Below are 12,522 nucleotides of genomic sequence, written 5' to 3'. Positions count from 1 at the left end.
GATGCGCGAGTACTCCCCCGACCTGACCCCGCAGTGGAAGCGCCCCAAGGCCGTGCCGGAGGTGGCGGCGGAGCCCGACCTGGTGGTGGAGGTCGCCGGTACGGACTTCTGCGGCGCGGTGGTGGCCTGCGAGGCGGGCACGGTGACCCTGGAGGACCGCTTCGGCAAGCGGCGGGTGTTCCCGCTCCAGCCGCGCGGCTTCCTGCTGGACGGGGCCGTGGTCACCCTGGTCCGCCCGTCCCGGGCACCGGCGGCCCCGGCGCGCACCGCGTCCGGGTCGATCGCCGTACCGGGCGCCAGGGCGCGGGTGGCCAGGGCGGGCCGGATCTACGTCGAGGGGCGGCACGACGCCGAGCTGGTGGAGCGGGTCTGGGGGGACGACCTGCGGATCGAGGGAGTCGTGGTGGAGTACCTGGAGGGCATCGACGACCTCCCGGCCGTCGTGGCCGAGTTCGCGCCCGCCCCGGACGCCCGCCTCGGCGTCCTGGTGGACCACCTGGTGCCGGGCTCGAAGGAGTCCCGCATCGCCGCGTCGGTGACCTCTCCGGACGTGCTGATCGTGGGCCATCCCTACGTGGACGTGTGGCAGGCGGTGAAACCGTCCGCGCTCGGCATCTCCGCGTGGCCGGTGATCCCGCACGGCCAGGACTGGAAGACGGGTATCTGCCGGGCCCTGGGCTGGCCGGAGAACACGGGGGCCGCCTGGCAGCACATCCTGTCGCGCGTGACCTCGTACCGGGACCTGGAGCCGACCCTGCTGGGCGCGGTGGAACACCTCATCGACCACGTCACGGCGCCGTGATCCCTCGCGGGCGGCGTCGGCGCATCACGATTCCGGCGAAACCCGGCGGAGGCGGACTGCCGTTCATATGATGTGCCTCCTTTCGGCCGTTCGGCCGAAGGGCGGTTCCAGGTGGGGGTTCAGATGCGCAGCACCGAAGGCAAGGGCAACGAGGGCTCCAGAGCCGGCAGACGTCCCGGGGGGCCGGTCCGGCGGGCGCTGGTCGCCCTCCTGGTGGCGGGCGCGGCCGTCGCCTGCGGCCCGGCCGCGAGCGAGGGTCCCGCGGTGTCCGCGCCGCCGCCCCTCACGGCGACGGCCTCCGCGTCCGCGACGCCCTCCCCGACCCCGACCCCTGAGGCGTCACCCTCGGCGGTCCCGTCCGCGCCGCCGGTCACCACCGCTCCCGCCGCCGCCCCGAAGCCGCCGAGCGCCGCCCCCACGACCAAGGCCGCGACCAAGCCCGCGCCGAAGCCCACCACCAAGGCCCCGGCGCCGCCGACCGAGCCGGTGGCCGCCGCGTGCGAGATCGTCTCCAACGCGGGCAACTGCTACAACGCCGGCCAGTTCTGCCGCAAGGCCGACGTAGGCCGCTCCACGCACGCCGGTAACGGCCGGATGATCCACTGCCGCGAGGACGGCAGCCAGGCCCGCTGGGGCTACTAGGGAGTGTCGTCGAAGTGGCGTCGGCCGCCCGTAGGGCGGTGCTGTCGGGGTCTGGTGCGTGCGATCGCAAGGCGGAGGAGGGAGTCGATGCGGAGCATCGGCGACCGACGACAACGCGGCGAGCGTGCGTGCCGGACCCCGACAGCCAGACGCGACTTTGACGACACGACCTAGTAGTGCTTTGTTAACTGGTGTCGTGGGGCTGCCATGGGGTGGGTTGTCGGCAGGTGGGGCAGGTGCCGGTCCAGGTGGCGAGTAGATGTTGGAGGAGGTCCAGGGCCTGGTAGAGGGTCAGGCCCTGGCAGGGGCTTTTGGGCAGGTCCGCTGTTCGGTCAGGAACAGGTGGGCGGCGGTGACGAGGGTGACGTGGCGGTGCCAGCCGGTGAACGAACGTCCCTCGAAGTGGTCCAGTCCCAGAGCGGTCTTCAGTTCGCGGTAGTCGTGCTCGATGCGCCAGCGGGCTTTCGCCAGGCGGACGAGGTCCTTGGCGGGGATGTTGGCGGGCAGGTTCGAGATCCAGTACTTCACCGGCTCCGCCTCGCCCTCGGGCCACTGCGCGATCAGCCAGACCAGCGGAATCGTCCCGTCGGCCGCCGGTTTCGGGCGGCGGCCGGCGAGGCGGACCCGAAGGAGCACGAAGTGCGAGCTCATCGCGGCCCTGGAGCCTTTGCGCCAGGTCAGCGTCCGGCCACGGCTTCGTCCGGCAGCCAGCACATGGTCGCGTAAGGAACGTGGACGGGTGCGGTATCGGGGCAGAGGGCGGGGCCCGAGCCCGCTGTAGGCGGGCTGATGCGGCCCGGCATCCTCACCATGGGCGGTCATCTCGCCCTTGACCTGCAGGACGTAGGCCAGACCCCGGTCCTCCAGGCCGTGACGGAAGTCGGCGTTCGCGCCGTAGCCGGCGTCGGCGACCAGCGCGGCGGGCCGCAGACCGATCGCGGACAGCTCGTCGAGCATCTCCAGCGCGAGCTGCCACTTCGGGCGGTGATGTTCGCTGTCGGGGATCCGGCAGGCAGCCCGGCGTGCAGCGGCCTGGGGCCCGTCCCATGCGGCGGGCAGGAACAGCCGCCACGACAGCGGGCACGAAGCCGTGTCCGAGGCGGCGTGGACGCTGACACCGATCTGGCAGTTGCCGACCTTGCCCAACGTGCCGGAGTACTGGCGGGCCACCCCGGGCGAAGCAGTGCCGTCCTTGGGGAAACCGGTGTCGTCCACCACCCACACCTCAGGACGGACCACGGCCACCGCCCGCCAGGCCAGTCGGGCCCGCACGTCAGCGACCGGCCAGGTCGAGGACGTCATGAACTGCTGCAACCGCTGATGGTCCACCCCGAGACGCCCGGCCATCGGCTGCATCGACTTGCGTCGGCCGTCCAGCAACAGGCCCCGCAGATACAACTGGCCCTTCTCCAGCCAGTCCCGCCGCACCAGCGGCGCGAACACCTCGGAAGCGAACTCCTCCAACCGGACCCGCACCGCCGCAAGCTCCCCAGCCCTCATACAGCCAGCGAACTACCGAACACCCGACGTGACAAGACCGGATAACAAAGCACTACTAGGGCCTGTCGTCAAAGTGATCTTGGGTTGTGGATCATGGTGTCGTGATACGTCGCCATGAACTGTCCGATGCCGAGTGGGAACTCGTGCAACCGCTGTTGCCCCGGCCTGTTTTCGGGCGGCCGAGGCTGGATGACCGGACGGTTCTCAACGGGATCGTGTGGAAGTTCCGGACCGGGGTCGCATGGCGGGACGTGCCTGAGAGGTACGGGTCGTGGGCCAGCCTCCACACCCGTTTCCGCAGGTGGGCGGCGGACGGGACCTTTGAGCGGATGCTCCGGGCAGCCCAGGCGCAAGCGGATGCCGCGGGCGATATCGAGTGGCTGGTGTCGGTGGATTCCAGCATCGTCCGTGCCCACCAGCACGCGGCCGGAGCCCGAAAAGGGGGCTCCGCAGCCCGGCCCTCGGCCGGTCCCGCGGCGGGCTGACCAGCAAGATCCACCTGGCCTGCGACGGCTTGGGCCGGCCCCTGGCCTTCGTCCTGACCGGCGGGAACACCAACGACTGCACCCAGTTCACCGCCGTGATGGACGCGATACGGGTGCCTCGAACGGGACCGGGCCGGCCGCGGATGCGGCCCGGCCACGTCATCGGCGACAAGGGCTACAGCTCGAAGGCGATCCGGACCTGGCTGCGACGCCGGGGCATCGCCCACACCATTCCGGAGCGGTCCGACCAGGTCCGCAACCGGGCCCGGCGCGGGAGCCGGGGCGGCCGCCCGCCCGTCTTCGACAAGCAGGTCTACAAGCGCCGCAACGTCGTGGAACGGTGCTTCAACCGCCTCAAGCAGTGGCGCGGCATCGCCACCCGGTACGACAAGACTGCCCAGTCCTACCAAGCAGCCGTCACCCTCGCATCGCTCCTGATGTGGGCGTGACACTTTGACGACAACTCCTAGGGGGCCGCGTCGAGGAGCTGATCGACTCCGTTACGGGCAGCGGTGCCGCTTGATCTTGGGCAGGGTGCCGAACTCGCTGGTGTCCAGCTTGATACCCAACGCATCCAGGGGAACCGGAAGACCGAACGCAGTGGTGAGCTCCACGTCGTAATCCGCCTCCTCGCCCTGGCCCTTCGCCTTCGTCAGCAGGACACACACCGCCTCGAACGGATCGATGATCAAGTACGCGGGAACCTGACCCGCCGCGTACATCGACCTCTTGATTACGTAGTCGGCGTGGACGCTGTTCTTGGACACGACCTCGACCAGCAAGGTGGTGGCCGGCGCAGGGACCAGCCTCCCTGGCCCGTCAAAGGCCCCGTGCTCGACCACCACCAGATCCGGCTGCGGTTCTGATGTCTCGCCGGGGATGGAGATGTCCTGAGTCTGCACCGGATACCACCGGTCGAGGGGGATCTGCTTCAGCACATGCAGGACGATCAGATTGTGGACCCAGTCAGGTCCGGCCATCATCACAATGTCCCCCCGGAGGAGCTCGGCCTTGTAGCCCTCGGGGACAACGAGGTCCTCGAAGAACTTGGCGGCATCCGTGATCAGCCGGTCGTCCACAGCGGTCATCTCCGTGGTCCTTCGCGTTCGCCGCCATCGCTTACGGCGGCAGCCTAGGTCCAGCGTAAACACCCACCTGCGGCTTCCGCAGGCATTCACCCGTGCGAGGGATCAGTCCACCAGGTCCCGGACGACCGCGTCGGCCAGCAGACGGCCCCGCAGGGTCAGCACGGCCCGGCCGGCCTCGTACGGCGCGGCCTCCAGGAGGCCGTCCGCGAGGGCGCTGCGGGACGCGGCGAGCCCGGCCGGGGCGAGCAGGGACAGTGGGATGCCGTCCACCAGGCGGAGCTCCAGCAGGATGCGCTCCACCCGCCGGTCCTCCTCCGACAGGAGCTCGCGCCCCGCGCCCGGGGAGCGCCCCTCCGCCAGGGCGGCGGCGTAGGCGCCGGGGTGCTTCACGTTCCACCACCGGACGCCGCCCACGTGCGAGTGCGCGCCCGGCCCCGCGCCCCACCAGTCGGCCCCGCGCCAGTACAGCTCGTTGTGCAGGCAGCGCCCGGCCTCGGAGGTGGCCCAGTTCGACACCTCGTACCAGGAGTAGCCGGCCTCCGCCATGACCTCGTCCGCGATCAGGTAGCGGTCGGCGTGCACGTCGTCGTCGGTCATCGGGACCTCGCCGCGGCGGATCCGGCGGGCCAGCTGGGTGCCCTCCTCGACGATCAGGGCGTACGCCGACACGTGGTCGGGCCCGGCTCCGAGCGCCGCGGCCAGGGAGTCGCGCCAGTCCTGGTCCGTCTCGCCCGGTGTCCCGTAGATCAGGTCCAGGTTGACGTGCTCGAAGCCTGCCGCGCGCGCCTCCGCGACGCAGGCCTCGGGGCGGCCCGGGGTGTGCGTGCGGTCGAGCACCTTCAGGACGTGCTGCTTGGCGCTCTGCATGCCGAAGGAGACCCGGTTGAAGCCGCCGGCCCGCAGCTCGGCCAGGTACTGCGGGTTCACGGACTCCGGATTGGCCTCGGTGGTGATCTCGGCGTCCTCGGCGAGGCCGAATTCGTCCCGGATCGCCGCGAGCATCCGTACGAGGTCCCCGGCCGGCAGCAGCGTCGGCGTACCGCCGCCGACGAAGACGGTGCGCACGGCCCTCGGGTCGTCCCCGAGCACCTTGCGGGCGAGGCGGACCTCGTCGATCAGGGTGTCGGCGTAGTTCTCCCGCGAGGCGAGCACACCGCCGGTGCCGCGCAGCTCGGTGGCCGTGTAGGTGTTGAAGTCGCAGTACCCGCAGCGCGTGGCGCAGTACGGGACGTGCAGGTAGAACCCGAGCGGCCGGTCCCCGGCACCCGCCAGGGCATGCGACGGCAGCGAGCCGTCTTCGGGCATGGGGTCACCGTCGGGCAGTGCGGAAGGCATACCCCCATCATCCCGCACCACCGGCGTCCCCCCGGCCGCGCGCGATCCGGCCCCGCGGCAGGGCCGGCCCGGCCCCGCGCAACATCCAGCTCGGCCGGCACCGATCCAGCCCCTCGGCAGGGCCGGCCCGGCAGGCCCAGTCGGCGCCCAATCCAGCCCCGCCGGCGTTTGAGGCGCGGGGTCCGGGGCGGAGCCCCGGGAAGCGGCCCGCAGGGATGGACGGCGCGGCAGACCCCCCGAGGCCAGGGAGCGGCGGCGGCCCGCCAAGGCAGACCGCCCCGCCAGGCCGGCCGCCAGGGCTTACGCCTCCCGCGCGCCCTCGTACATCTCGTCGATCAGGTGCTTGAACTCACGCTCGACCACCGGCCGCTTCAGCTTCAGGCTGGGCGTCAGGTCCCCGTGCTCGACGTCCAGGTCGCGCGGCAGCAGCCGGAACTTCTTGACCGTCTGCCAGCGCTGGAGGCCCTCGTTCAGGGTCTGTACGTACGTCTCGATCAGGCGGTTGGTCTCCGGCGCCGCCAGGACCTCCCCGTACGTCTTGCCCTCCAGCCCGTTGCCGGCCGCCCAGCCCAGGATCGACGGCTCGTCGAGGGCGATCAGGGCCGAGCAGAAGTTACGGTCGGCGCCGTGCACGACGATGCTCGACACGTACGGGCAGATCGCCTTGAACTGGCCCTCGATCTCCGCCGGGGCGACGTACTTGCCGCCCGAGGTCTTGATCAGGTCCTTCTTGCGGTCGGTGATGCGCAGGTAGCCGTCGGCCGAGAGCTCGCCGATGTCGCCCGTGTGCAGCCAGCCGTCGGACTCCAGGACCTCGGCGGTCTTCTCCGGCAGCCCGTGGTAGCCCTGCATGATGCCGGGGCTGCGCAGGAGGACCTCGCCGTCGTCGGCGATGCGGACCTCGGCGCCGGGGAGCGGCTTGCCGACGGTGCCGGTGCGGTAGGCCTCGCCCGGGTTGACGAAGGAGGCCGCGCTGGACTCCGTCAGGCCGTAGCCCTCCAGGATGTGGATGCCCGCGCCGGCGAAGAAGTAGCCGATCTCGGGCGCCAGGGCGGCGGAGCCGGAGACGGCCGCGCGCAGCTTGCCGCCGAAGGCCTCGCGGAGCTTGGAGTAGACGAGCGCGTCGGCGATCTTGTGCTTGGTGGTGAGGCCGAAGGGGGCGGTCGCCTGGCCGGTGCGGCGGAAGTTGTCCTGCGTGACCTTGGCGTACTCCCGGGCGACGCCGACCGACCACTGGAAGATCTTGTACTTGGCGCCGCCGGCGGCACGGGCCTTGGCGGCCACGCCGTTGTAGACCTTCTCGAAGATGCGCGGAACGGCGGCCATGTACGTCGGCTGCACGATCGGCAGGTTCTCGATGATCTTGTCTACGCGGCCGTCGACGGCGGTCACGTGCCCGGCCTCGATCTGGCCGGAGGTCAGCACCTTGCCGAAGACGTGGGCCAGCGGCAGCCACAGGTACTGGACGTCGTCCTTGTGGAGCAGGCCGGTGGCGACCATGGCCTTGGCCATGTACGACCAGCTGTCGTGCGGCAGCCGGACGCCCTTGGGGCGGCCGGTCGTACCGGAGGTGTAGATGAGGGTGGCGAGCTGGTCGGCGGTGATGGACCCGATCCGCTCGTCGACCGCCTCGGGGTGCTTGGCGAGGTACTCCTTGCCGCGCGCCTCCAGATCGGCGAGCGAGAGCACCCAGCCCTCGGGGTCGCCCTTGGCGGCTACCGCGTCGGCGGCCTCCAGGACCACGACGTGGGCCAGGTTCGGCAGGTCGGCGCGGCGCTCGCGCGCCTTCGCCAGCTGCTTGGCGTCCTCGGCGATGAGCACCCGGCTCTCGGAGTCGGAGAGGATGAACGCCGACTCGTCCGCGTTGGTGCTGGGGTAGATGGTGGTGACCGCGCCGCCGGCGCACATGACGCCGAGATCGGAGAGGATCCACTCGACCCGGGTGTTGGAGGCGAGCGCGACGCGCTCCTCCGCTTGCAGGCCGAGGGCGATCAGCCCGGCGGCAATGGCGAAGACCCGCTCGGCCGCCTGGCCCCAGCTGAGCGACTTCCAGTCGTCGGCGCCCTGGCCGCCGGACGCGGGCACCGGGAACCGGTAGGCCTCGTCGTTCGGCGTCGCAGCGACGCGCTCAAGGAAGAGCACCGCCACGGTGGGCGGGCGGTTCTCGAGATAGGTCTGTGTGTCGCTCACGACATCCTCCGGACCGATCCACGCGGCAGTGCGTGGGCGTGGGGCGCTTGGGGGGCGCTTGGGACTGGCGAGTTTGTAACTGGCGAGTAACCGTCGAGCAGTGATCAGACTAGAGGCCCTCCGGCGTGCGCGTAAGAGCCCGCAAGCAGCCGGTTCATAACGAAACAGGCCCCCGCGCCTGTGCGCGGGGGCCTGGTCGCGTCGAGTGACGGCGGGGCGGCTACTTCTTCTTGCCGCCGGACTCGTCGCTGGAGAGGACGGCGATGAAGGCCTCCTGCGGGACCTCCACGGAGCCGACCATCTTCATCCGCTTCTTGCCTTCCTTCTGCTTCTCCAGCAGCTTCCGCTTACGGGAGATGTCGCCGCCGTAGCACTTGGCGAGGACGTCCTTGCGGATGGCGCGGATGGTCTCGCGGGCGATGACGCGCGAACCGACGGCCGCCTGGATCGGGATCTCGAAGGCCTGCCGCGGGATGAGCTCGCGCAGCTTGGCGACGAGGCGCACACCGTAGGCGTAGGCGGCGTCCTTGTGCGTGACGGCGGAGAAGGCGTCGACCTTGTCGCCGTGCAGCAGGATGTCGACCTTGACCAGTCCGGAGGCCTGCTCGCCGGTGGGCTCGTAGTCGAGGGAGGCGTAGCCGCGCGTCTTGGACTTCAGCTGGTCGAAGAAGTCGAAGACGATCTCCGCGAGCGGAAGCGTGTAGCGGATCTCGACCCGGTCCTCGGAGAGGTAGTCCATCCCGAGGAGGGTGCCGCGTCGCTGCTGGCAGAGCTCCATGATCGCGCCGATGAACTCGGAGGGCGCGAGCAGGGTGGCCCGGACGACCGGCTCGAACACGTCCGAGATCTTGCCCTCGGGGAACTCGCTCGGGTTGGTGACCGTGACCTCCTTGCCGTCCTCCATGACGACGCGGTAGACCACGTTCGGCGCGGTGGCGATCAGGTCGAGGCCGAACTCGCGCTCCAGGCGCTCACGGACCACGTCCAGGTGGAGCAGGCCGAGGAAGCCGACGCGGAAGCCGAAGCCGAGCGCCGCCGAGGTCTCCGGCTCGTACACGAGCGCGGCGTCGTTCAGCTGGAGCTTGTCCAGGGCCTCGCGCAGGTCCGGGTAGTCCGAGCCGTCCAGCGGGTACAGGCCGGAGAAGACCATCGGGCGCGGGTCCTTGTAACCGCCGAGGGCCTCTTCCGCGCCGTTGTGCAGGCTGGTGATGGTGTCACCGACCTTGGACTGACGGACGTCCTTCACGCCGGTGATGATGTAGCCCACCTCGCCGACGCCGAGGCCGTCGGAGGGGGTCATCTCCGGGGAGGAGACGCCGATCTCCAGCAGCTCGTGGGTGGCGCCGGTGGACATCATCCGGATGCGCTCGCGCTTGTTGAGCTGGCCGTCGACCACACGCACGTAGGTCACGACACCGCGGTACGAGTCGTAGACCGAGTCGAAGATCATCGCGCGGGCCGGGGAGTCCTTGGGGCCGACCGGGGCGGGAACCGTGGCGACGATCTTGTCGAGCAGCACGTCCACGCCGAGGCCGGTCTTCGCGGAGACGCGCAGGACGTCCTCGGGCTGGCAGCCGACCAGGTTCGCGAGCTCCTCGGCGAACTTCTCCGGCTGGGCGGCCGGCAGGTCGATCTTGTTCAGGACCGGGACGATCGCGAGGTCCTTCTCCATCGCCAGGTACAGGTTGGCGAGGGTCTGCGCCTCGATGCCCTGGGCCGCGTCCACCAGGAGGACCGTGCCCTCGCACGCGGCGAGGGAACGCGAGACCTCGTAGGTGAAGTCGACGTGCCCGGGGGTGTCGATCATGTTGAGGATGTGGGTGTTGCCCTGGCCCTCGCCCGTGGTGGGCGCCCAGGGCAGACGGACCGCCTGGGACTTGATCGTGATGCCGCGCTCACGCTCGATGTCCATGCGGTCGAGGTACTGGGCGCGCATCTGCCGCTGGTCGACCACACCGGTGAGCTGGAGCATCCGGTCGGCAAGGGTCGACTTGCCGTGGTCGATGTGCGCGATGATGCAGAAGTTGCGGATCAGCGCCGGGTCGGTACGGCTCGGCTCGGGCACGTGGCTGGGGATCGCGGGCACGCAGTGTCCTGATTCTCGGTCGCAGTCGGAAGCGTTTGCGGAGCGTCGGTCGGAGCGAAAGTCCGGCTCCCGTCGCCCTCGGCGGCGTGATGTCGGACCTATGCGCAGACTCCCATGGTCCCATGGACGGGGCAGTGCGCTCGGTTTGGGCCGCCAGGAGCGTGCCTGGTAGCCTGGGCAGCTGTGTCTCGTATGCCCTCTCAGCTGTCGAGGCACAATCCGAAGAACAAAACTCTGAACCTGAAAAGGCTCTTTCGTGGCGAACATCAAGTCCCAGATCAAGCGGAACAAGACGAACGAGAAGGCGCGCCTGCGTAACAAGGCCGTCAAGTCCTCGCTCAAGACCGCGATCCGCAAGGCCCGCGAGGCCGTCGTCGCCGGTGACGTCGAGAAGGCCACCGTGGCTTCTCGCGCTGCCGCGCGTGCGCTCGACAAGGCTGTCTCGAAGGGTGTCATCCACAAGAACGCCGCCGCCAACAAGAAGTCGGCGCTGGCCACCAAGGTTGCCTCCCTGCAGGGCTGAGCTCCCTGATGTGATCGCCGGATAGGGATCCAGCGGGCCCTCTCTCCCGCTCCTGACCGGCACCCCGCGCCGCACACGAAGCGTTCGCCACGCGGGTGCGGCGCAACCAGAGCAGTGACCGAAGGCCCCGGCCCCCACCCTTCCCCAGGGTGGCGACCGGGGCCTTCGCGTTGTCCGCCCGGCCGCCCGGTCACCGCGGCGAGCACGGCGCAGGTGAGTCCTCGGGGGCGTCCTAGGGATCCATCCGCCCGTCCTGGACCTCGGCCGCGTGACGGCGTAGCGGCGTGGCCGCGTGGACGAGGCGGCGTGGACGAGGCGGCGTGGACAAGGCGGCGTGGACAAGGCGGCGTGGACAAGGCCGCCGACGACCGTGCCTGCCAGTCCGCCGACAGGTCCCACCGCAGCTCACAGGCCTCCTGCCCGCACAGGCCGAACCGCCGGCCGGGCACGAGGATCCGCTCGCGGCACCCGCACAGCCGCCCGGGCGGGAGCGCGCGAAGACGACGGAGCGCCGGTCGAGGGAGCCGCCAGGAGGTACGGACGAGCCGCCGGAGCTCCCCGCCGGTGCCTCCGGGACCTCCCGCACCGCCCGCGCCGCCGACGGGACCGCCGTCCGGACCGTCCACGCCTCCGACCGGACCGCCCGGCCGAGGGCCGACGCCAGGTGTCTCGCCGATCAGGCCGGATCAACCCGGGGGCTGGTGCCGTGGATCGCAAGGCGGAGGAGGGAGCCGATGCGGAGCATCGACGACCGACAACGCCGCACTGCACTGCACGGCGCGGTGCTGCACGGCGCGGCGCTGCACGGCGCGGGGACAGCCGCCCCGGCTGATCCGGCGTGACCGGCGAGACGCCCCCCTGGCTTGCGGAGACGCTCTAGCGGCGCTGGGGGCGGGCCGCGCGGGCGACCGCCACGACCGCCTTCTCCAAGGCGTACTCGGGGTCGTCGCCGCCGCCCTTGACCCCCGCGTCGGCCGCGGCCACGGCGCGCAGGGCGTCCGAGACTCCGTCCGCGGACCAGCCGCGCATCTGCTGGCGGACCCGGTCGATCTTCCACGGCGGCATGCCCAGGTCCCGGGCCAGGTCGCCGGGGCGGGCCCCGCGCGGGGCGGAGGCCAGTTTGCCGATCGCGCGCACCGCCTGGGCCAGCGCGCTGGTGATCAGGACCGGCGCCACCCCGGTGGACAGCGACCAGCGCAGGGCTTCGAGGGCCTCGGCCGCGCGGCCTTCCACGGCCCGGTCGGCGACCGTGAAGCTGGAGGCCTCGGCCCGGCCCTTGTAATAGCGGCCCACTACGGCCTCGTCGATGGTGCCCTCGACGTCCGCGCACAGCTGCGCCGCCGCGCTCGCCAGCTCGCGCAGGTCGCTGCCGATCGCGTCCACGAGGGTCTGGCACGCCTCGGGGGTCGCCGACCGGCCCAGCATGCGGAACTCGCCCCGCACGAAGGCCAGCCGGTCCGCCGCCTTGGTCATCTTCGGGCAGGCGATCTCCCGCGCGCCCGCCTTGCGCGCCGCGTCCAGCAGGCCCTTGCCCTTGACCCCGCCCGCGTGGAGGAGGACGAGGGCGATGTCCTCGTACGGCGCGGCGAGGTACGCCTTGACCTCCTTGACCGTGTCCGCGGAGAGGTCCTGCGCGTTGCGCACGACCAGGACCTTGCGCTCGGAGAAGAGCGAGGGGCTCGTCAGCTCGGCCAGCGTGCCGGGCTGGAGCTGCTCGGAGGCGAGGTCGCGCACGTCCGTGTCGGCATCGGCGGCACGGGCGGCCGCCACCACCTCCCGTACGGCACGGTCGAGCAGCAGGTCCTCCTGCCCCACCGCGAGGGTGAGCGGGGCAAGCGGATCGTCGGTGGGGTTCTTCCTGGTGGCCATCG

The 12,522-nt window shown here is 71.0% G+C and carries 9 protein-coding genes and 1 pseudogene; 4 read left to right on the top strand and 6 right to left on the bottom strand.

The genetic code is table 11. The features are described from left to right. Window position 1 precedes the first annotated feature (1 nt). Window positions 2–802 carry a DUF3097 domain-containing protein gene (locus OG447_RS13535; RefSeq protein ID WP_266936733.1) on the top strand — a complete coding sequence of 267 codons (801 nt, stop codon included), beginning with the start codon at window positions 2–4 and terminating at the stop codon, window positions 800–802. Window positions 803–925: 123 nt separating this feature from the next. Then, entirely contained in the window at window positions 926–1,444 is a 519-nt protein-coding gene (locus OG447_RS13530) for a hypothetical protein (RefSeq protein ID WP_266936732.1), read from the top strand. Window positions 1,445–1,735: 291 nt separating this feature from the next. On the opposite strand, the gene OG447_RS13525 is transcribed toward OG447_RS13530, so the two are convergent. Beyond that, window positions 1,736–2,944, bottom strand: a complete 1,209-nt coding sequence (locus OG447_RS13525; RefSeq protein WP_266936731.1) for an IS701 family transposase — start codon at window positions 2,942–2,944, stop codon at window positions 1,736–1,738. A 104-nt stretch (window positions 2,945–3,048) separates the two neighbouring features. Between OG447_RS13525 and OG447_RS13520 the strand changes: the two are divergent. After that, window positions 3,049–3,878 (top strand): annotated as a pseudogene (locus OG447_RS13520) (IS5 family transposase). 51 nt (window positions 3,879–3,929) lie between these two features. On the opposite strand, the gene OG447_RS13515 reads toward OG447_RS13520, so the two are convergent. The 4 genes from OG447_RS13515 to lepA form a co-directional block, all read right to left on the bottom strand. Further along, window positions 3,930–4,517: a Uma2 family endonuclease gene (locus tag OG447_RS13515; RefSeq protein ID WP_266936730.1), complete on the bottom strand. Its 588-nt coding sequence runs from the start codon at window positions 4,515–4,517 to the stop codon at window positions 3,930–3,932. Window positions 4,518–4,619: 102 nt separating this feature from the next. Then, entirely contained in the window at window positions 4,620–5,852 is a 1,233-nt protein-coding gene (gene hemW / locus OG447_RS13510; RefSeq protein WP_266936729.1) for a radical SAM family heme chaperone HemW, read from the bottom strand. Between the two features lie 300 nt (window positions 5,853–6,152). Next, window positions 6,153–8,042: a long-chain fatty acid--CoA ligase gene (locus OG447_RS13505; RefSeq protein WP_266936728.1), complete on the bottom strand. Its 1,890-nt coding sequence runs from the start codon at window positions 8,040–8,042 to the stop codon at window positions 6,153–6,155. Window positions 8,043–8,262: 220 nt separating this feature from the next. After that, window positions 8,263–10,128 carry a translation elongation factor 4 gene (gene lepA / locus OG447_RS13500; RefSeq protein WP_266936727.1) on the bottom strand — a complete coding sequence of 622 codons (1,866 nt, stop codon included), beginning with the start codon at window positions 10,126–10,128 and terminating at the stop codon, window positions 8,263–8,265. 256 nt (window positions 10,129–10,384) lie between these two features. Here lepA and rpsT point away from each other — a divergent pair, with 256 nt between their 5' ends. After that, window positions 10,385–10,651 carry a 30S ribosomal protein S20 gene (gene rpsT, locus OG447_RS13495; protein WP_030384651.1) on the top strand — a complete coding sequence of 89 codons (267 nt, stop codon included), beginning with the start codon at window positions 10,385–10,387 and terminating at the stop codon, window positions 10,649–10,651. Between the two features lie 876 nt (window positions 10,652–11,527). Here the strand turns inward: rpsT and holA are convergent. Then, the gene (holA, locus tag OG447_RS13490; RefSeq protein ID WP_266936726.1) at window positions 11,528–12,520 is read right to left on the bottom strand and encodes a DNA polymerase III subunit delta; all 993 of its coding nucleotides are present in this window, start codon (window positions 12,518–12,520) and stop codon (window positions 11,528–11,530) included. Window positions 12,521–12,522: the final 2 nt, after the last annotated feature.

Origin of the sequence: Streptomyces sp. NBC_01408, from assembly GCF_026340255.1 — a bacterium.
In the GTDB taxonomy this organism is placed as follows: domain Bacteria; phylum Actinomycetota; class Actinomycetes; order Streptomycetales; family Streptomycetaceae; genus Streptomyces.
Note: the sequence above shows the minus strand (reverse complement) of the source record. Positions and strands in the feature narration are given on the sequence as shown.

Excerpts from the sequence above, each read along its gene's own strand:
- OG447_RS13535 (WP_266936733.1), top strand. The coding sequence starts at position 2 with ATGCGCGAGTACTCCCCCGACCTGACCCCGCAGTGGAAGCGCCCCAAG.
- OG447_RS13530 (WP_266936732.1), top strand. The coding sequence starts at position 926 with ATGCGCAGCACCGAAGGCAAGGGCAACGAGGGCTCCAGAGCCGGCAGA.
- OG447_RS13525 (WP_266936731.1), bottom strand. The coding sequence starts at position 2,944 with ATGAGGGCTGGGGAGCTTGCGGCGGTGCGGGTCCGGTTGGAGGAGTTC.
- OG447_RS13515 (WP_266936730.1), bottom strand. The coding sequence starts at position 4,517 with ATGACCGCTGTGGACGACCGGCTGATCACGGATGCCGCCAAGTTCTTC.
- hemW (WP_266936729.1), bottom strand. The coding sequence starts at position 5,852 with ATGCCTTCCGCACTGCCCGACGGTGACCCCATGCCCGAAGACGGCTCG.
- holA (WP_266936726.1), bottom strand. The coding sequence starts at position 12,520 with ATGGCCACCAGGAAGAACCCCACCGACGATCCGCTTGCCCCGCTCACC.